Origin of the sequence: Tenacibaculum agarivorans (genome assembly GCF_001936575.1) — a bacterium.
Classification (GTDB): domain Bacteria; phylum Bacteroidota; class Bacteroidia; order Flavobacteriales; family Flavobacteriaceae; genus Polaribacter; species Polaribacter agarivorans.
In genome coordinates, this window is sequence record NZ_MSMP01000013.1 from 73,268 (window position 1) to 95,372 (window position 22,105).

12 protein-coding genes are annotated in these 22,105 nt (G+C 33.0%); 1 reads left to right on the forward strand and 11 read right to left on the reverse strand.

What is annotated here, in order from left to right; all coding sequences use genetic code 11:
• The first annotated feature begins 62 nt into the window (after window positions 1-62).
• Window positions 63-773, forward strand: a complete 711-nt coding sequence (locus tag BVC87_RS11760; protein WP_075342583.1) for a rhomboid family intramembrane serine protease — start codon at window positions 63-65, stop codon at window positions 771-773.
• Between the two features lie 33 nt (window positions 774-806).
• Here BVC87_RS11760 and BVC87_RS11765 read toward each other — a convergent pair whose 3' ends face one another.
• The 11 genes from BVC87_RS11765 to BVC87_RS11815 form a co-directional block, all read right to left on the reverse strand.
• The gene (locus tag BVC87_RS11765; RefSeq protein ID WP_075342584.1) at window positions 807-1,448 is read right to left on the reverse strand and encodes a peroxiredoxin; all 642 of its coding nucleotides are present in this window, start codon (window positions 1,446-1,448) and stop codon (window positions 807-809) included.
• A 78-nt stretch (window positions 1,449-1,526) separates the two neighbouring features.
• On the reverse strand, window positions 1,527-2,267 hold the full coding sequence (gene rlmB / locus BVC87_RS11770) for a 23S rRNA (guanosine(2251)-2'-O)-methyltransferase RlmB (protein ID WP_075342585.1): 741 nt from the start codon (window positions 2,265-2,267) through the stop codon (window positions 1,527-1,529).
• A 111-nt stretch (window positions 2,268-2,378) separates the two neighbouring features.
• Window positions 2,379-2,906, reverse strand: a complete 528-nt coding sequence (locus BVC87_RS11775) for a hypothetical protein (RefSeq protein WP_075342586.1) — start codon at window positions 2,904-2,906, stop codon at window positions 2,379-2,381.
• Window positions 2,907-2,922: 16 nt separating this feature from the next.
• Window positions 2,923-4,347 carry a SusD/RagB family nutrient-binding outer membrane lipoprotein gene (locus BVC87_RS11780; protein WP_075342587.1) on the reverse strand — a complete coding sequence of 475 codons (1,425 nt, stop codon included), beginning with the start codon at window positions 4,345-4,347 and terminating at the stop codon, window positions 2,923-2,925.
• A 15-nt stretch (window positions 4,348-4,362) separates the two neighbouring features.
• Window positions 4,363-7,506: a SusC/RagA family TonB-linked outer membrane protein gene (locus BVC87_RS11785; RefSeq protein ID WP_075342588.1), complete on the reverse strand. Its 3,144-nt coding sequence runs from the start codon at window positions 7,504-7,506 to the stop codon at window positions 4,363-4,365.
• Window positions 7,507-7,669: 163 nt separating this feature from the next.
• A complete protein-coding gene (locus BVC87_RS11790) occupies window positions 7,670-9,016 on the reverse strand; it encodes a vanadium-dependent haloperoxidase (RefSeq protein WP_075342589.1) in 1,347 nt (448 codons plus the stop codon).
• Window positions 9,006-12,275 (reverse strand): VCBS repeat-containing protein, encoded by a 3,270-nt coding sequence (locus tag BVC87_RS11795; RefSeq protein WP_075342590.1) that lies wholly within the window; start codon window positions 12,273-12,275, stop codon window positions 9,006-9,008. Before BVC87_RS11795 ends, BVC87_RS11790 begins: the two co-directional genes overlap by 11 nt.
• 76 nt (window positions 12,276-12,351) lie before the next feature.
• Window positions 12,352-13,938: a RagB/SusD family nutrient uptake outer membrane protein gene (locus tag BVC87_RS11800; RefSeq protein ID WP_075342591.1), complete on the reverse strand. Its 1,587-nt coding sequence runs from the start codon at window positions 13,936-13,938 to the stop codon at window positions 12,352-12,354.
• 12 nt (window positions 13,939-13,950) lie between these two features.
• Window positions 13,951-17,124: a SusC/RagA family TonB-linked outer membrane protein gene (locus BVC87_RS11805; protein WP_075342592.1), complete on the reverse strand. Its 3,174-nt coding sequence runs from the start codon at window positions 17,122-17,124 to the stop codon at window positions 13,951-13,953.
• Window positions 17,125-17,411: 287 nt separating this feature from the next.
• Complete coding sequence (locus BVC87_RS11810; protein WP_075342593.1) at window positions 17,412-18,839, reverse strand: SusD/RagB family nutrient-binding outer membrane lipoprotein; 1,428 nt, start codon at window positions 18,837-18,839, stop codon at window positions 17,412-17,414.
• Between the two features lie 9 nt (window positions 18,840-18,848).
• The gene (locus tag BVC87_RS11815) at window positions 18,849-22,067 is read right to left on the reverse strand and encodes a SusC/RagA family TonB-linked outer membrane protein (RefSeq protein WP_075342594.1); all 3,219 of its coding nucleotides are present in this window, start codon (window positions 22,065-22,067) and stop codon (window positions 18,849-18,851) included.
• Window positions 22,068-22,105: the final 38 nt, after the last annotated feature.

The following is a 22,105-nucleotide window of genomic DNA, read 5'->3' on the forward strand; positions in this document are numbered from 1 at the left end:
AAGATTTATGACAGATTGATCACAAAAACAAAATGGATTTCTTTTTGCTATAGTTTTATAACATGAGAGATGAAGATCAATTTCAATTCAGAGATAATGTTATAATTATTCCATTTATAGCAGTACTAATTATTTGGTTTGTATACTGGCTAGAAATTAAATTTGGCTGGAATTTTAATAAATTAGGAGTATTGCCAAGGTCTTTTAAAGGGCTTAGAGGCGTTTTTTTATCTCATTTTATACACAGTGATACCAAGCATCTTTTTAATAATTCAGTGCCCTTAACTGTGCTTTTAATGAGTTTGTTTTATTTTTATAAAGATGTCGCTCTTAAATTATTGCTATATGGTGGGCTATTAACAGGTTTGTTGACTTGGGTTATAGGAAGAGAAGCATATCATTTTGGAGCAAGTGGTATAGTCTATTTACTGTTTAGTTTTATATTTTTTAGTGGTATTATAAAAAAGCACTATAGATTAGTAGCCATGTCTTTGATAGTGATCTTTTTATATGGAAGTATGATATGGTACCTGTTTCCTATAAAAGAAGGAATTTCTTGGGAAGGTCATCTTTCTGGTTTCTTAATCGGATTGGTATTTGCATATAGATTTCGAAAAGTAGGTATTGTTAAGGAAAAGTATGAATTTACAAGAACAGAATTTGATGATATGTTTGATGATGATGGAAATTATGTTCCTCCAGTAATTGAAGAAGAAAAAGAATTACCAAGAATTCAAGTAAATTATATCTATAAATCTTCTGAAGAAGAATAAAAAAAGACGCTTTGTATAAGCGTCTTTTGTTTTTTAATCGATATTAGGTTGAGGTGTTGTTCGTAAATAAGGTTTAATTTCTTTATGTCCTTTAGGGAAAAGTTCAGGAATTTCTTCATTAGTAACAGATGGTGCTATCACACAATCATCTCCATGCTTCCAGTTAGCAGGTGTAGCAACTTTATGATAAGCGGTTAATTGAAGAGAATCAATAACTCGTAATAGCTCATCAAAATTTCTTCCTGTAGATGCTGGGTAAACAATAATTAATTTTACTTTTTTATTTGGATCGATAATGAATACAGATCTAACAGTTAAATTATTGTCTGCATTAGGATGAATCATATCATATAAATTAGATACTTTTCTGTCTTCATCAGCAATAATAGGAAAGTTGACTGTGGTGCTTTGAGTTTCATTAATGTCTTTAATCCAATCTTTATGAGAAGTAACACTATCTACACTTAATGCTACTACTTTTACATTTCGTTTTTTAAACTCCTCTTTATATTTAGCTACCGTACCTAATTCTGTTGTGCATACTGGTGTGTAATCTGCGGGGTGGGAAAATAAAATTCCCCAACTATCACCTAACCATTCATGAAAGTCTATAGTGCCTTCAGAAGTGTCAGCAGTGAAGTTTGGAGCTTCATCCCCTAATCTTATAGTACTCATTATAATATTTTTTAGGTTAATTATTAGTTATAACATTAAATTTAGCAAAGCTAGAAGATATTCTATTATAAATTAATGTTATTTTATTCGTTGCCTTACAGTTTCATATAAAAACGCACCACAAGCAACGGAAACATTCAAAGATTGAATTTCCCCTAATAAAGGTAACTTCGCTTTATGATCTGCCATTTTTAAAACCGAATTGCTTACCCCTTTATGTTCAGAACCCATAATGATAGCAAGTGGCTGTTTTAAATCTATATCATAAATCGATGATTCTGTTTTTTCAGTAGCTGCTACTAATTGTATTTCTGCAGCTTGTAACTGAAAAATGGCGTCTTTTATATGATCAACCTTGCATATAGGCACTTTAAAAGCTGCACCAGCAGAAGTCTTAATTGTTTCTGCATTTACAGGAGCATTACCACTTTTTTGAATAATAATTCCATGTACACCAGTACATTCAGCAGTTCTTATAATAGCGCCGAAATTTCTAACATCAGATAATTGATCTAGTAATATGAATAGAGGAGTAGTGTCAGAAGCTAAAGTGTTTTGTATTAATTCATCTAAATCTTGAAAAGTAATAGGCGATATTTTAGCTACAGCTCCTTGGTGATTGTTGTGTTTAGATAAACGATTTAATTTTTCTACAGGAACTACACTTGTTGATATTTTATTCTTTTTAATTAGCTTTTCCAACTCAAAATATAAATCTCCACGTAATCCTTTCTGAAGATATACCTTATCGATTGTTGAATTACTTTCTATAGCTTCAATGATAGCTCTAATACCAAATATTGTTGTAGTCTCTTGCATATTGCAAAGGTAGTTTAAAGAATATAGTTATGAAAAATATTTAAATATGATCCATAAAAAAATCCAGAGATAAACTCTGGATTTTTAAATAAATTTATATTAATGTGAAGATTAGTCAACATCTGCGATTACTACAGTAGCAGTCTTTAAGAAGTCTGTTCCACCTCTACCAACAGCCAAATCACCTTCGGCATTAGAAGCACTAACTAAAGTAATTATTATTGTTTTTTCACCATCAGCTACACCATCTGTTAATACTCTTACAGGAATATCTTCATTGTCTGCAACTTCATCTTCTGGATCTGTAGTTTGTTTATGCTCAATAATTAAGGTTCCACCACTAGCAGTAGCACCATCAATTGTATAATCAGTACCAAATACAGCTGTACCACTAAGAGAATAAGTTACTGTAACATCAGATAAATTTCCAGTAGGAATTTCTACATTTATATCTTCCAAAAGACCATCATTCTCATCAACTTGAAATGGAGCGATAGTAACCGCAGTACCATCAGGATTAAATGCTACATAACCTGGTAATTCTTCAACAGATGTAATATCATTAATACTGAATTCATCAGAACAACTAGATAACATAACAGCAACAGTTGCTAATATTAAAAATTTTATTTTTTTCATTTGTTATATTGTTAAATTATAAATTTTCAAACCACATAGGATCTTCAGTAAGCTTGTTAGAAGGTGTGTTTGGATTAGCACCAGTTTCATCAACAGGATAGGTGAATCTTTTTAATATAGTTGGTATAGTCGCTGCAGGAGGAGGAGATAAAACCGGTACTCTGTTTCTCCTCACATGGTTCCAAGACAATACAGGCATCAAAAATGAAGCTAAATATTGTTCGTTAAATATATCATTAGCAGTAGGAGTAGCTAATCCGTTTACATAGGCAGTCACATCAGCTGGAGCTACTGCAGTACCAGTAAATCCAGGAATGTCACCATTCCACCAGTCGATAGAGTTACGTACACCATTTCTATAGTTAGTTTGAGCATCACCAGCAGCAGTGAATCCATCTAAAGCTAGCTCTGCTTTATATAAATCCATTTCAGCTGGAGTCATTATCATGTCAGGTAATGTAGTACGAATAATATTATTACTTAACACAGAGTCTGCATTGTTAGGAAAAACATCATTTCCTGGAGCAGGTAAGTCATTTCTTGCTACCCATAAATCCCAACGAGGATCACCAGAACCATTTAATAACGCATCTATTGGGTCACCAGGGCCAAAAATATTTTGTACTTCATTTCCACCAGCACCAAAAAACTGAGAAATAATGGTAGCCATAGCATTTTGTTGTCCAGGGTCACCAGAATAAGGAATAAATGCTGCATCGGCATTATCTGACATTAAAGGTTGTGCTAATGTTGCATTGATCTGAGTAGTAACATCTTCACCACCACTCCTTAATAGCATTAATGCTCTTAATTTTAATGAATTCGCTAAAATTCTCCATTTGCTAATCTCTCCATCATATAAAATATCACCAACTTGAAAATCGAATTCAGAAGAAGTGTCTCTAGTGTCTATTAGTTGGATAGATTCATCTAATAGAGCAACAACACCTAATAATACATCCCTTTGGCTATCAAATTGAGGAGTAGGAAATTGATCGAAATTTAAAGCTTCAGTAAAAGGAATATCTTCCCATAAACTAGTAGATTGAATATAAATATGAGCTGAGAATATCTTAGCAACCGCATTGATATTGTTACTTGAAGCACCAGCAGCTTCAGCATCACGAATTACTAGACTTAAATTAGATAATACATCAGTATAATACACTCTCCATGCATTACCAGTAAGGAATTGACTTACATTACCACGGTTAGGGCTGTTGAAAGTATTTGAAATATATTGAGATACATCACAAATTCTTGTACCCAATTCAGTTACTGTTCTTGCAGAATATGTAGTAAAAACATAAGGAAATAAGGCATTAGGATTAGCATTTGGAGCTGCCTGTGGGTCTGTATTGATGTCTAATGTTTCGTCACAACTTGAAAAAGTGAGCATAACCATTAAACATGATAATAAAATTAATTTTATATTTTTCATATGTGAAATATGTTTTTAGAATCTTAGTTTTACATTAAATCCGTAGCTTCTAGTTGAAGGCACACTAGCTCTTTCAACTCCAAAACCTCCAACAGCACCAGATCCAAATAAGTTTGCTTCTGGATCAATGTGAGGAACTTTAGAGTACAATAAAGCTAAATTACGTCCTTCGATACCTAAGGTAACACTTTTAAAGAAACTCTTCTCATTAAAGATACTACTTGGTAACGTATATGATAAGGCTACTTCCCTTAACTTAACAAAACTAGCGTCATAAATAAATGCTTCAGATACACTTGCATCGTCTAAAGAGGTCCAGAAATCTTGTGCATTACGTAACGGAATATTATTGTCGGTTCTAGTTACACTTCCATCTGGGTTATTAGTAACTAAAATACCTTCAGTATCTATAAAAGTGCCTTCTCTATTTACTAATGTTTCAGCTACTAAACCTTGGGTTTGTAAATCCTCAACTGTAGCCGATTTCATAATACCACCCCAGCTAACATCAACAGTAGAAGATAATGTAAATCCTTTGTAAGAGAAAGTATTTACCCATCCTCCAGTCCAATCAGGTAATACTGAACCAAAAGCTCGAGCATCTCCTGCTTGTCTTCTACCAGTAGTAGGGTTAATAATAGGTCTACCTGTTTCTTCATCACGTAAGAAAGGAATAGCCCATAATTGGAATTCTTTACCAGGTATAGCTTGTATTTGTACACTACCAAATGCTGATTGAATCAGAGTTCTTTCAACTCCACCAACAAGTTCTGTTACTGTAGATTCAACTTGAGAAAAGTTAACATTAGTATTCCATGTAAAGTTTTCTGTAGAAATTGGTGTTGCATCTATAGCAACCTCAAAACCTTCAGTATTAATAGATCCAGCATTTACAGTTCTTCTAGCAAAACCAGTAGATTGTGGTATTGGAATGTTTAAAATTTGATTGTCGTTATCACTATTAAAGTAAGATATATCTAAACCTATTTTGTTATTAAATAAACGTAAGTCTAAACCAAATTCATAAGAAGTCGTTTCTTCAGGTACTAAATCAGCATTAGGAATAGTTTGAGTTGCTACAAATCCTAAACGACCATCAAATGGGAAGTTGTTATTTAAACTATATTGACCTGCAGCTTCTGTAGCTGGAAAATATCTAAAATCTAATGCATAAGGTCGAGCATCATTACCTACTTGCGCCCAACTTGCTCTTAACTTACCAAATGATAACACATCACTTTCAATGTTAAATGCATCACTAAATATGAATGCTAAACTAGCAGAAGGGTAAAAGAATGAATTACCATTTTTAGGTAAAGTAGAAGACCAGTCATTTCTTGCAGTTAAAGTTAAGGTTGCCCAATCTTTATATCCAAATTCTATAGAAGAATATAACCCAATTAAGCGAGATTCGTCAAAATCTCTTTCAGGGATTCTTTGTGCAACATTACCAGGACTAAATAAATTAGGTATTGTTAATTGAACTCCTGTTAAAGTTTCAATTTCATTCAATCTTGAATTGTATTGAGTACCTACAATTGCATTAAAGCTTAGGTCTTCTGTAAAATCAGTAGCATAATTTCCAAATAAGTCTACAGTTAAGAAACTACGACGGATATTATCAACTCTAAAGTCTCCTAATAATCTACCAATAGTTCCATTGTTGTTTTCGATTAATCGCTTATCATCTTGGAAGTCTAAACCAGCTCTACCAGTAAATGTTAATTTTTCAATTGGAGTATATTTCATTTCAAAACTACCAACAAAACGATCATCATTTCTATCATTACTATTTTCATTACGTAACCATAAAAGGTTGTTAGATTCAGTATTACCGTCATTAGTTACAAGTTTGTTAATTTGATTACCACTTGCATCAATCCAAGGATCATATAATCTCGGGTCAACTGAATTACTAAATGTAGCTAAACTAACAATGTTTGGGTCATTTGCTCCAACAGCACCTGTACCAGTAGACTCAGTTTTAGTATATTGTACTGTGAATCTTGATTGTAATTTATCGTTATGTTTTACACCAGCATTGAAGTTAAATGTATAACGATCTAATTCAGCACCTGGTAAAATACCTGTTTGGTTTAAAGCAGTTAAACTTAAACGATAGTCTAATTTTTCATCAGCGTCAGCAATAGAAAAGTTATTAATAGCCGTTACACCAGTATTAAAAAACTCATTTACTCCATTATCCTCAATTGAAGTCAAAGCACCTGGTAAACCTGTAATTGGTAAATTTGGAACGGTTTGACCTACAATTCTTGGTCCCCAGTCATTAGTACTGTTAGAATTGTACTTGCCATCAAATCCCATAGCGTACTCGTTTTGGTAATTTGGTGTTCTAAATAATTCATCAAAACGTAAAGAAGAATTGAAACTAACTGTTGGCCCACCTTGTCCTTTTCTACCTCTTTTAGTAGTAATGATGATTACACCAGCAGCAGCTCTGGAACCATAAAGTGCAGTTGCAGCAGCACCTTTTAAAACGTTCATAGACTCTACATCATCAGGGTTGATAGTCGCAGCACCGTTAGCAAAATCTCTGTTTCCTGTAATTCTATCACCATTACCAGCAGTTTGTTGGTTGTTTAAAATAACACCATCAACAATAAATAATGGATTATTTCTACCAGAAAGAGATGTAACCCCTCTTACGATGATATTAGATGATCCACCTAAATTACCACCAGAACTAGTTACTTTAACACCTGTAACTTTACCCTGTAAAGAGTTAATAATGTTACTTTCTCTAGCTTTTACTAATTCTTCACTTTTAATAACGTCTGTTGCATATCCAAGAGATTTTGCACTCTTAGAGATACCTAAAGCTGTAACTACTACTTCTTCAAGTACATTATCAGACTCCATAGTAAAACTTATATTGCTAGAAGCTCCAACAGTTCTTTCAACTGTTTTCATTCCAACAAAGCTAAAGACAAGGATATCTCCATTTTTAGCTTTGATAGAGTACTTTCCATCAAAGTCAGTTTCAGTACCTGAAGATGTGCCTTTTTTTAATACATTAACCCCAGGTAAAGGTCCAGATTCATCTGAAACAGTTCCTGAAATTATTCTTTCTTGCGCAAAAGAAAAATGCACAACCAACGCTAACAAGAGCGTTAAAATTCCATTAAACTTTGTTTTCATTGTATAATTGTTTGAATTAATCAACGGCTAAAATCTTAATTTTATCTTAAATAAACAATTTTTTAACATAAAAAGACTAATAACTTGGTGTTGAGTATTGTTTCTTTAAATTTTGTTTAAGAAAATAAATAGTTATCTGTTTTTTGAATAATTTTTTCAGTCTTTAATAGCTATAATTTATGGTTTCTTTATTTTTCTTGGCAATTGCGATTCCTTGGGTTAAACCATAATCTATAGCGGATTTATAATGTATACCTCCGTATAGCCTACTTATTGCAGCTTCTTGAGCAGCTGTTTTGAAAGATGTAAATTTACGTTTAGGTAAACCATATGGTATTTCTGTAGTATCAATAAATTCAAAATTATCACCAAAAATATATGTTAATGTTTCTGATGCGGCGCCAGAAACTACCGAATGACCACTTGTGTATTCTGGGAATGGAGGAGTTTGAAGTATAGGTTCCCAACTGTCGTCTATATAGTTGTTGATTAATGTTTCCGGACGAACTAAGTTGCTCCTGTATTTTTCATCCCAACAACTAATAAATGCATCAGCAATAGCTATAGAAGTTCTTGTGTAAGCATATATTGTTTTTTGAAAATTAGATTTTGTTTGTAAACACGCAATTTTGCAAATACCAATCCAATGGGCACCAGGGGTTATTTTTTTTGAAGCAAACATGAAATGTCCTTTGTTAACGGAAACATAAGGGTTACAGTCCCAGAATTGAGCTATAGCAATTTCTTCTGATTGATCTCCCTTTCCAGTAATTTTATTCTTCACTTCATAAACCTCCATAAGTTCTTTATAAAACTTGCTGTTTTTATCTAATGAAAATTTTGGTGGTGGTGAGGGTTTAAATTGAGAAGCAGAATCTAATGCAAAAGTTCTAATCTTATTCCAATGAGGTTCAATAGCATCCATATACGAAGGGGGAGTAGGCTTCCATTGAGAAGGATCGTCTTTTTTATTAGTAATATTATGTTCTGGAAAAGTTCTAGTTTCTTTATAATTATCCTTATTCATCCATTTTATAACTTGTTTAGCATAATGGAGACCATGATTTTTTGATATTGAAAAATCATAGTTATTTTCTTTTTTCCATTTATTGTATAAACTGTCTCTATAAGAAATTAACTCTTTTTTTGAAAAAATAAGCTCTTTTGCTACATCCATATACGCAATTAATGCAGATAGCTCGTAATTTATCGATCTTTGATTTGTTTTTGCTTTGTTTATTGTAAACTCATTGAGTTGATTTGATAGTGATTTATAAGTTTTACTGTCGCTGTTTAAAGCTTCATAGGCAGCAATATTAGGATATACATAAATTCTACTAGCTACAGGAGGAGAAAACACATCATGTATCATGATTTCAGTAATCTTATCTATTAGGTTATGATATTCTTTGGTTTCTATTTGAATTTTAGCATTTTCTTTTTTACATGAAATCAATAGAAGTAATAGTAATGAAATATGTAGTATTGCTAAAAGTGATTTATTTTTCATTGATGATATAAGAATTTATAGCATTATTGTTTGGGATTAAAAGCAAAATACTTTTGTTTCTTAATTTAAGTATTTGAGCATTTCTGATTTCTTGACTAATAGGAGAGATACCTAAATCATTAGTAGACTTGTATTGATTGTTTTTCATTAGTAATAATCCTTTCAAGCTTTCATATGCTCCATGATACGTGTTTACTGATTTTGAATTACCAAAAGCTAAAACGCCTTCTACAATTGGATTTTTAATAGTTAAAAAAGAATGAATTGGTGCTAATTGAAAAGGTTTAGGAAAGTCAATAAATTCTGTGAAAACTCCATTGTCATTTCTTAAATATCCTGAAGACAGATGATTGACGATATATTTGTTAGATTTATTCACTTTTTCTGGAGTAAGGATTTCATCTATTGTCTTCAATGCATAGTCTTTGTATTTTACAAATCTCTTTTTTATAATATTCATTTGTGATGCTAACTCATCCTTAGAATATATTGGGTAATATTCACCATTGAGATTATAGGCTAAAATAGTTTCTGCTTTTCCATTGTCATCAAAATCTAGATGATACATATGTAAAGGAGCTTTTTCCGAAGCTTGGAATTTTGAATTTTTACCCCAATTTCCAAAAAGAAGATCTAAATCACCATCATCATCAATATCAAAAGAACTAACAGTTTGCCATAATCCTTTTAAAGAATTGTTAGTTTGTTGTAATGAAAGTTTACCGTCTAAATTAATATAGATTTTTGGAGTGTCCCATTCAGTAGAAATGATTAAGTCAGGTTGTTGATCATTATTGATATCTATCCATAAACCATCCGTAACATGGGATTTTAATTTAAAATTTTCGTCAATAGTGAAATTCCCTTGTCCATCATTATTTAAAATATAGGATGAAACTTTTTGCCCATAATCATTTGGATTAGATCTGTTACCTATAAACAAATCAATGTCTCCGTCTTTATCATAATCACAAGGTTTTACACATGAAACAATATTTGGATTTAGTGGGGTGGTGTTAGATTTTATGAAATTTCCATTCTCATAAATGTATAATCTATCCGTTTCATACTTAACATTTCTTTTTTGATGAATACCAGATCCTACATATAGATCTAAATCTCCATCATTATCAGCGTCAAAAAAAGAAGAACAAATATCTTCGTACTCTTTGTCTGTTTCAATTTCAGGGATGTTTTTAGGGGTTAGTTGACTTCCATCATTGAGGAAAAGTTTAGCTTTGTTTCCGCTACCATTACCTATAAAAATATCGTCATAACCATTTTTGTCAATATCTCCAATGGAAATAGCTGGTCCGGTGGTTGAAACTTTAAATGGGATTAAACGTTCGTTGTAAAAATCGTTATAAGAATCTTCTCGGTGTGTAAAATCAATAACCTCGTTAGAGCTTATAAATAAGTTTTTAGCTGAATGCTTTTTGTGGTCATATTGTACAGCTTCATTCTTATTGAAGGTTACAGTATGAGTTTTGTTTATTTCGGGATTGATAATCTTTTGAGTTAAGTTATTGGGCCAGATTATTTGAATAGAGTCTATTTTTTTGATAGTATCTAATCCAAAGTGTAAATTATTGCTGGTTGCAGATAGAAAACCTCTTGAATTGAATAGTTGTTTTGTTTGTTTTTTATTTTTGCTGTGAAGAATCGCTTTAGAACCAATTCCATTGCTATTGTTTTTTTGATACTTTAGATTTAAAGTGATATGATTCTTATTGGAACTGCTGGTGTTTTTATAAATAACAGCATGTTCATTGATGTTGTTGATTACTAAATCTAAATCTCCATCTAAATCAAGGTCACTGTAAGCTGCTCCATTAGATAAGGAAGGGGTATTGTCTATCCATTCATTATTTTTATTTTCAAACTTATTGGAGTTACCTTTAAATATTTGATTAGGGACTTTCCCATTGGGCATTTCTTTTAAAGAAGAAAGAAGCCATTGTTCTTTAGATTTATTTTTATCTCTGTATTTATAATTACTAGAAATATACATTCTGAAATCTAGGTTGTTAGGCCTTCTTAAAATTCCATTTGTGATGAATAAATCCTGATGTCCGTCATTGTTGAAATCAGCAAATAATGGACTCCAGCTCCAATCTGTACTTGCAACATCATTAAATAAAGCTTCTTCATGAAAATAAGCACCAGAATTATTTACTTGTAACATGTTACGAGAATATTGATCTTGATATCCTAAGTTTTGTAATTGAATTTGAAAATTCAACATAGTGTCATCTCCTTCTGATTCTTTAATAACTCTTTCGTCTTTTGGAAGCATGTCTAAAGTAATTAAATCTTGATATCCATCATTATTAATATCAGAAGCATCGCTACCCATAGAAAACCTACTAATTGTGGAGAAATTTTTAGCCAATGATTCTGTAAAAGTTCCATCTTGGTTATTTAGATAATAGTAGTCATCTTCATGAAAATCATTACATACATAAATATCATCCCATCCATCATTATTAAAATCAGCTATTGAAGCACTCAATCCGTATCCATTTACACCACCGTAAATTTTAGCTTTTTCACTTGAGTTTATATAATTTCCTTTTTTGTTTTCTAATAAAACGTCACCTGTAAGATCAGTTCTTTTTTTTCTGAGTAGAGCAGGACCATGAGAAGTTTTTGTGTGTACTGCATGGTTGACTATGTATACATCTAAGTCATCGTCTTTATCATAATCAAAAAAATAGGCTTGAGTAGAAAATCCTTTGTAGTTTAGATTGTATTCTTTAGATCGTTCAGTAAATGTATTGTCACCATTGTTAATATACAATTCATTATGTCCTGTGAAATCTAATAGTCCTGATACGGCGCATACGTAAATATCTAAAAATCCATCATTGTTAATATCTACAACAGTAGCTCCAGTTTGCCAGCTAGCTTTTCCCTGTACGCCAGCTTGTGCAGTAATATCCTCAAATTTTAAATTTCCTTTATTAAGGTAGAGTTTGTTTTGTTGTTTGTTAGAAACAAAGTAAATATCATCCAGTTGATCATTGTTAAAATCACCAATAGCAACCCCTCCACCATTATAATAATAAATATAGCTAATGATATTATGTTTTTCGTTATCTTCAATTTCGTTTTTGAAATTGATACCCGTTATTTCTGTAGATACTTTTTCAAATAAATACTTTTTATTTTTAATAGGAGGGCTCTGTTTGTTTGTTTTATCACAATTAAATAGTGTTAGTGATAAAACGAATAATAGTGTTATTAACCTAGTTTTCATGTATTGAAAAGGAAATTTATGCTATTAAAAAAAAGAGGTTGCTTTAACAACCTCTTTTAATACTAATGATTAAATTTTATAATGGAGTAGGACTTGTGGAGTTGAAGTCGCTTTCAAACGTTGGAACAGGCCAATATTCTAAGTATCCATAATTAATTGTCGCATTGGTGTTTAAATTACCATCGGTATCTAGAACTCTAGCACCAGTCCTAGAACCAGCAGCCACACCATATCGTCTAGCGTCATAAAAAGAAACAGATCTCATAATTAAAGCTAAACGTCTTTCTTTTCTAATTTCTTCTAGAGCTTGTTCTTCAGTTAGCATTGTGCCCACTGTTGCAGGTAATCCAGAATTTTGAAAATTTCTTACGGCATCAAGATGACCTAAACCACCTTCGATGTCACCTGTATGAACTTTGGCTTCAGCTAATAGTAATTGATTTTCTTCATATGATCCAGCATAGAACATAGTTACTTGTCCTAGATTCGTTGATGCTATTTGAGAATCTTTCCAGAAGTAACTCGCTCCATAATGTATTCCTCTACCTCTTGGGTTAGGGAAAGGGAAACCGCTTCTTGTATTTGTGAAATAACGATCTAATCTCTCATCTCCAGGATTGATATCTTGTATTAAACGATCGCTAGGGAAATACCAAAAGCCAAAAACAGCATCAGGTAACCAATTTTCACCAATAAAAGTTGACTCGGTCTTCATGATAAACGCATTTCTATTATTAGAAACTCCTAAATTGGTCCAAGATATGATATCATTCCAATTGGCGTTGCTCATGTCTATAACTTTTGTATTGTAGATTAAGTTTCTAGCTCTTAAAGTATTGATATTCTCAATCAAGTTGTTTTTAGTGATAACAGCATCTGATCTCAAATAAGCTAATTGTAAATTTGAAAGCCTAGAATTAAATGCGTCATCATCTGAGATTGATCCTATTATTGTTGATAATTCGTCTAATAGTGAGTTAGACTTTTCTATAAGTTGTGTGTTAGCAACAAAAGTATTAGATGTTACTGGGTTAGGATTATCTATAATATTATTTTCATTGATTACACCTTGTTCGTATAAAGAACCTAATCTATGATATGCATAAGCTTTCCACCAAGTGGCCCAAGCATTGAATGCTTGTTTTTCAGCGTCTGTAGCTGATAAGTCTTGTAGAGCTCTAATAACAGTGTTCCCTTGAACTATCAAACTGTACATGTCACGCCATTCGTATTGAATTGCATTATCGCTACCTGCAGCTCTATCATTTCGTTTTGCTATTTCTCCAGGTTGAGGACCTCCTTCTGGAGGATTAACAACAGATCCATCGTCTAGAGTAACAGAGGCCGCTTGGTTTACCCAACGTCCGCCGAAGTTACCCCAAGGCATGGTCATTACGTCTCCCATGGTTTCGTGATATCCATAAGTAAACCATAGCATTGGACTTTCGTTTTCGTTGCCAATGTCTTGAAACACATCATCTGTAGCCAAAAAGTCATACATTGACCTTGAAAACGTAGTAAGTCCATCTACAGAATTCAATGAACTTAAAGCAGGTAAATTATTGTTTATTGGTTCAATATTGGTGTCTAGTAAGTTGTCTTCACAACCCCATATAATTGATATGGTTAGTAATATCAGAGATATTTTATTAATAGATTTCATTTCTTTCAATTTTTAGAATGTAATATTAAGACCTACATTATAACTTTTTACGTTTGGATGTGTAAATTCGTCAAACCCTCTTTGAAAAGTGTTACCAAACCCTCTGGCGGCTTCAGGGTCTAATCCTGTATAATCAGTAATAGTAATTAAATTCCTTCCTGATAAGGTAAGGGTGATTTGTTCTACTTCTTTAAGTTTAATTAAGTTATTCAACTTAAATTTAAAACTAATGTCTCTAAGTCGTAAAAAAGAACCATCTTCGATAAAGTGAGATGTGGGAACATTGGTGTTGTATAAAGAAGTATAATAAGAAACAAATGCACCAGTTTGGTTGGTTCCTGTTGGGTCTTCTATAGTAACTGGGATAGAAGTTTCTTCATGTAGCCCATTGTTGTATAACCACTGTTTAGCTCTATTGTAGACATCCATACCTTGAAACCAGTCTAATTGTATAGACATTGAAACAAAATCATTAAATGTGAAATCATTTAAAAATGTCATTACAAAATCAGGTTGTGTGCTTCCTAGTGTTTGAGTTTCAGAGGTAATTACAGCTCTACCTGTGTTTTTGTTTACTACATAGCCTGAGCTTGCAACTGTAAAGTTATCTCTATCTGCAGTTGCAATTATTGGTGTTCCTTGTGAGTCTGTTTCGTCTAAGCTAGTAACTACCTTTCTTACATTGAAAGCTCCAATTTCTTGACCTTCTTCTAAAACGAAGAAATCACCAACTACAACTGGTAAGCCATTAGCAATCTTATCTAAAGTAGCCTTAGATTTGGTAAAGCGTAAACCGAAATCCCAACTAAAATCTTCGGATTTGTAAGTGTTTATGTTTAAAGAAGCTTCTATACCATTACTGCTGATTTCGTAAGCATTGTCAGAGATTGCTGATGTACCTGAACTTGTTGCTAATCCTAGGTCAAATATAGCTCCCTCTGTTTTTCTATCAAAGTAGTTTATAGATCCATCTATGGAGTTAAGCCATGGACTTTCATTTTTGAAATCAAAGCGATAATCTGTACCGACTTCGAATTCTTTCGCAATTTCTACATCAAGGTCAGGATTAGCTACCGTAGAAGGTAAGCTAGCGATTGTTTCACTTCCTACAGTAGTTAGCTGAAAAGTGAATAAATTTTGACCGAATAAAGGTTGGATACCAGCTTCTCCATAAGCTGCTCTTAGTTTTAAACCACTAACGGTATCTGATTCTAATAACTCAGAAATATTAACATATGCATCAAACCTAGGGAAGGTAAAACTCTTTCCGCTACCAAATCGGTTTGATTTGTCACGTCTTAAACCAGCAGAGAAACCTGCAATAGAACCAAAATCAAACTTTTGATTGATTAAAAAACCAAATGTTCTAAAAGGTTGTTCTAAAACGCCTCCGAATACTTTTGTTGCTGCTTGATTAACATTGAATTGTCCGAATTCTCCTTCTGGTAAGTTTATACCAGATGTGGTAGTTTGTCTAAAAAAGCGATCTCTCCAGTCAAAGTTAAAAGTGGTGGTAGAAGTGATAGGAGCAGATATGTTCAAGTCTTTTTCAAAGTCTAATGCAAGATTAGCGGATAACAGTAAGTTTTGAAAATATTCTTGAGTATCTAAATTGTTAATAGCTCCTCTTCTGTTTGTTGGTATCTGTTGTGCTTGAATATGAGAAGCTTGATTTTCTTGAAAAAAAGAAAAATTTTGTACATAACTATCATACCCATATTTAGCGTTTAAACTTAAAACTTCAAAAGGTTGGTATTGGATGTTGAAATTTGTGATATATCTGTTGACTTGATCTAATCTGTTTTGAATTTCTCTGAAAAAGAAAGGGTTAACAGAGTTAGGGTCTGTGGCGTCAGGTGCAACTGTAAGTTCTCCGTCACTATTCCTATTGAATAAATCAACATGAGGTAGATTTTGAAATACATTATTGATTAAGTTACTCGCATTTGCATTATCAGTATTTGTACCTGTATCGTTAGCGCTATTTATTACATCAAAACGAGTGGTAATTTGTAAATTATCTGCAACATCAAAATCTAGGTTTAAACGCGCGTCATATTTGACATATTCTCCTACAACTAAAACACTTTCCTGTTGTGTTTTGTTTCCTGAAACTAAATAACGAATTTTATCAGAGCCACCAGAAGCTGAAACCCCATATCTTAAGCTCAATGCATTTTTAAATAATACATCAGTAGCGTCAAATGTTTGTTCAGCGAAAGGAGTATCATTGATACCTTGCGATCCTAGTTGTGTCGTCCCTACAGTTCTTTCGTTAACATCTACAGCTAAATATTGAGCAGATCCATTTAACTGTGTAACAGGAGTTCCAGATGTGTCAACAATTAATCCTTGTGCATTAGTAGAATATCTATGTAATGTACTTCTTCTCATTCTGTCATCAGCAATAGCTTGATTAATACCAAGATTTGTGTTGATGTTGATTTTGATTTTACCAGCTTTACCTTTTTTAGTTATAATATTGATTACCCCATTAGCCCCCTGAGCTCCGTATATTGTACCAGCTGCTGCACCAGAAATTGTTTCAACACGTTCAACATTGGTAAAATCAATGTCAGACAGTCTCGAACTTAAATTAGAAGCTCCACCAACACTGTTTTGAGAGCTAGATACTTCAATACCATCTATTAAAATCATTGGTTGAGATGAGTTTAAACTACCAATAGCTCTTAATACGATGTTTTGTTGTTGTCCAGGTTGACCAGAAGTAGATTGAATTACAGTACCTGCAATTTTACCTTGAAGTGCCTGATCTATAGATTGTGCACCTGCATCTTGAAGGTCTTCAGCTTTTACAGAGTTTACGGCTACCCCTATTTTTTTTCTTGAAGTACCAGATGCAACTCCTGTTACTACTACTTCCTCTAATACATTATCTTGTTTTAATGTAACGTCAATAGTAGATGAACTCCCCACAGTTCTGCTTACAGGTTGCATACCAACGAAACTAAAAATAAGAATGTCTCCTGGTTTTGCTTTAATTGAGTACTTTCCATCAAAGTCAGTTTCGGTACCGGTATTAGTCCCCTTTACTTGAATTGAAACTCCAGGGAGAGGTCCGGTATCATCCGAAACAGCACCTGAAATCGTTTTAGTTTGTGCATAACTAATATGCACAACAAACGCTATTAAAAGCGTTAAAATGCCTTTAAGTTTTGTTTTCATTTTTTTACAATTATTTGAGTTAATTGCAGCTAAAGTCTTAAATTAAACTCTAAAAAACAATTGAAATAGTTAATTTAACATAAATAGTTCAATGTTTTTGTTAAAAGTGAGGTTTTTTTTGAAAAATCCTTAGGGGGTTGATGGTCAGGTTTTATTTAATTTTAAAATGAAGAGAAACCTTAAACTAATAAAGTTAGATGTGGAAGGGATTAGTGTGATTGAATTTACATAAAAAAACCTTTGAGAAATTTCCCAAAGGTTTTAATACGTTTAATTTAGAATGATAATTAATTTACATCCCACCATACTTTTTCAGTCAGACTTCCAGGTGTAGATGTAACTTTTGATAGTTGACTAGAATTAGTTTGAGTTTCAGATAAAGGGTAAGGCATTCTAACAGGAATTGTACTTATATCTGCCGCAGCTGGAGCTGACAATTGAGGAAAATCGAGTCTTCTCCATTCATTCCACGCTTCAAAACCATTCATGTATAGTGCTAACCATTTTTGAATGCCTATAGATTCTTTCCAATTAGCAGTATTGTATGGATTATTGATCAAGTAAGTATTTATAGCATTTGTGTCTGTGACGTTCCAATAGTTCATTGAAGCAGTAATGCCTTGGTTATATGCATCAGATGCATTGCCTGATAAGAAACCTCTTTCGTATGCTTCAGCTAACAAGAATTGCACTTCTGCGTATGATATTATCACATGAGGTGTTGTAGCTTCTCTAACTGCATCATTGGGTCTAGAGGTAGTTGCTTTTAATACAGAAGCATCATTATCACTAAGTCCAAAAGGCATTCCGGCAAATATTCCTGCATTATTGGGTTTGGCATACTTTTCTAATCGAGGGTCTCCTAAGGAATTTAAAGTCGTTACTAGAAGTTCAGAGACAGCATAATCATCTCTATTTCCACCTTGAGGACTAGCATTTCTGTGTAAAGGATTAGCCCTAGGTAAGCTCTCTTCAAATACAAATAAAGCATTTTCGGAATTGCTTGAAATTAAATTATTTGAAGCAGCAATCACATATTTTCTTGCGGTATCAGCGTCAACATCTGCTATCCTCATAGCATAACGAAGCATGAGGGAGTTGGTTAGTTTGATCCATTTAGAAACATCACCATTAAAAATTATTTCTCCACTATCGAAAGAACTTGAAGAAGTAGAAAAATTAGATAAAGCATTTTCTAAGGTAGAAAGCATTTCTTTGTAAACTACTTCTTGGGAATCATATGCAGGTAAAGGAGAATCTCCTAATGCTTCAGTGTAAGGAATAGCACCAAATCCATCAGTTAAAAAACCAAATACTTGGGTTGACATTACATCAATAATAGCCTTTTGGTTATTTTTTATATTAACAGGAATTTCTATGTCATCTACTAACTTTTTAGATTGAGATAATTCTGCTAGTATACTAGCATACATTGTTTGCCAAGTCCCATTGAACGTATTTATATCTTGTCTGTATCTGCTATCTTCGGTAAATTCATTTTGAGACCATTGTTGAACCATTAGATTGCCCCAGTCAGCGTTTATTGCTACCCCTTGAATTAAGGTGTAGAAATTGTATTGAGCAGTAGTAAGCAAGGTAGAAGGAGGTACGGCTATAGCATTATTGGGATCGATGTTTAGTTCCGATAATTCTTTATCGCAACCGATCAGTAAAGCAGTTATAAAAATAAGTGCGTATTTGTTTATTTTTTTCATTTTTTTAGTTTAAAATTTTGCTGTTAAATTAAAACCAAAAGATCTAGTAGCAGGGATTTGAGCATTCTCTAACCCTTGTGCATTACCAGAACCAGTTACAACTTGAGGATCTAAATAAGGGATATTCGAGTGAAGAATTGCCAAATTTCTACCAAATGCACTTAGGTTTAGGTTGGTAAAAGGTGTTTTCTCTATGATTTTAGAAGGGAAATTGTAGCTTAATCTCACATCTCTAAACTTGATGAAGCTAGCGTCAAAAATATTTGGAGCTGCTTTTCTAAAATCAGAAAAGAAAGTTTGCGCATCTATTCTGATGTCATTTTGAGTTCCATCTTGTTTTACGCCAGGTAATACAAGTCCATTTGCCCTAATATCACTTTCTCCGTTGTAAGATACAGTTTCAGGATTTACTCCTGAGAATTTAGACCATTGTAGAGAGGTAGAATGAATAGTTCCTCCTACTTGAAAGTCAAAAAGAGCGGAAAGAGTAAAATTTTTATAAGTGAAAGAGGTGTTAAAACCTCCGGTCCAATCAGCCAAAGCTGAGCCGAGAAATACTCTATCATCAGTGTATAAATAATTACCAGTATCATCCACTGTTCTATTACCACTTTCATCATAAATAAAATCTTGTCCAAAAATAGCCATAAAAGGGAACCCTTCTTGGATTCTTAACTCAGCTGCCCAAGTAGTTCCTTGATTTATACTTTCAACTATGGTGTCTCCATTTTCATCCTTTAATAACTCAACTACTTCATTATTCTGATTAGTGAAGTTGATGCCTAAATCCCATGAAAAATCATCAGTTTTAATAGGTGTTCCAGATAGTTGAATTTCAAAACCAAAATTTCTCATTTCACCTGCATTTAATAAACGAGATGTAAACCCTGTAGCAGCAGAAGAAGGTACGTTAAATATTTGATCTTTAGTAGTTCTATCGTAATAGGCAAAGTCTAAGTTTAATCTATTTCGGAACATTTTTACTAAAAAACCAATTTCATATTCAGTAGTTAATTCGTTTACTAAATCGGGATTTTGCCTAGAATTGGGTACCTGATATAATGGATTACCTCCAAAATTAGGAGTTATAGGATTGAATACTGGAGAAAGCGAATAAGGATCTCCGTCATTACCAGCTTGTGCAATACTAGCTCTGATTTTTGCAAAATTGATTACATTACTTTCTTTTATGCCTTTGATTTCGGACAAAGCAAAGCTCATAGATGCAGATGGGTAGAAGAAGCTCGCATTCTTTTCAGGAAGTGTTGATGACCAGTCATTCCTAGCTGTTAAATCTAAAAACAACATATCTTTCCATGCTAAAGAAGCAGAAGCGAATATACTGTTAATACCTCTATTGCTTTCAAAAGTGTCAGTTTGTGCATTATCAGCTGAATTTTCAATATTGAAAAATCTATCTATCACAATTCCTCCAACAGTCTGAGCTGTTAATCTTTTAGATGTTTGGCGCATTCTATTAGCTCCTAAGATAGCATTAATAGAGAGTTCATCAGTAAGGTCATTATTATATTGTAATCTTACTTCCATATTGGTTTCTTGGAATTTTCTTTCAGTTTCTTCGTATCTTGATCCATCAACTGAACGTAAAGGAATACCTTCTCTTATGCTAAATTGAAATAAGTCAGTACCAAATTGAGTAGCAATACTTAAATTATCTGTAAATTGATAATTAAGGTTTATATTACCAAAAACCCTATTTCTGGTGTCCTCTTGTAAAAAGTTTTCTCTAACCCAGAAAGGATTATCAAAGAAATTAGGTGTAGGGTCGAAAGATTGAAAAACCCCATTAACGATGTTTAATCCTTTAGGATTCCATGTATATTGATTGCCTTCAGAAGTGTTTTGTTGACTTCTTAATCGCTCAACATCAAGGTTTGATTGCCACCATTGGGTAAATGCTTGTAGAGGATTACCATTATTGTAACCTGTGACATTTCTGTTTTTTGCATCAGTTTTAGTATAAGTGGCAGAAACACTAGCTTCTAACTTGTTGCTTAAATTATAGCCAGTGTTTAAAGAGAAGGTGTTTCGTTCTAAATTAGATTCTGGCATTGTACCTTCGACATTTAAATTTGTGTAAGAAATTCTAAAAGTCCCTTGGTCATTACCTCCATCTAGCGCTATACTATTTGTTAGAGTAATACCTGTATCAAAAAAATTATCATAAGCATTTTTAGGAGCTGTCCATGGTCTAACTTCTTTGTAGTTTGGTGAATTTGGATCCCAAGAATCCCAATGTCTAACTAAAACATTTTCATTAAATTTAGGTCCCCATGAGCCATCCTTAGAATAATTCGGAGCTAAATATCTGATTCCGTCTTGAATAAATTCATCAAACCCACTTGTAGTTGGGAATGTTGTTCCTCCACCATAGACAGTTTGTACAGGTATTAAATTTCTCACGCTTTCAAGTGTAACACTAGAATTAAAAGTTATACCAATACTTGTTTTATTCTTACCTCTTTTAGTTGTAATTAATATGACACCATTGGCACCTCTAGCTCCATACAATGCTGTAGCTGCTGCACCTTTTAAAACTGACATATCTTGAATATCAGCGGGATTAATATCAGAAGCAGCATTTCCGTAGTCATATGCACCACCACCAAAGCCTCTTTGTTGAGAGTTGGAAGAGTAGCTGGCGTTGCTTATTGGTACTCCATCTACAACAAAGAGAGGTTGGTTTTCACCTAAAAAAGAATTAGCACCACGTATGGTGATTCTAGAAGATCCTCCTAAGCCAGAAGCGGTTCCTTGAATTTGTACACCAGCAATTTGGCCTTGTAAGGAGTTTACAAGATTGGGTTCCTTAGCTTGATCAATTTTTGCGCCTCTAACAGTTTGTATAGCATAACCAATTGCTTTTTCTTGTTTAGATAAACCAAGAGCAGTTACAACTACTTCATCAAGAACATTATCACTAGCTAATACAACATTAAGAGAATTTGAATTGCCTACTACTTTTTCTGTAGTTTTCATACCAACAAAGCTGAATATTAATGTATCTCCAGCTTTAGCTTTGATGGAATATTTTCCATCGAAATCAGTTTCAGTACCAGTATTGGTGCCTTTAACTTGAATTGAAACCCCAGGGAGTGGTCCGGAATCATCCGAAACAGCACCTGAAATCATTTTGATTTGTGCAAAAGAAATATGCACAACAAACGCTATTAAAAGCGTTAACATGCCTTTAAATTTTGTTTTCATTATTTACAATTATTTGGTTAATTGTAGCTAAAATCTTA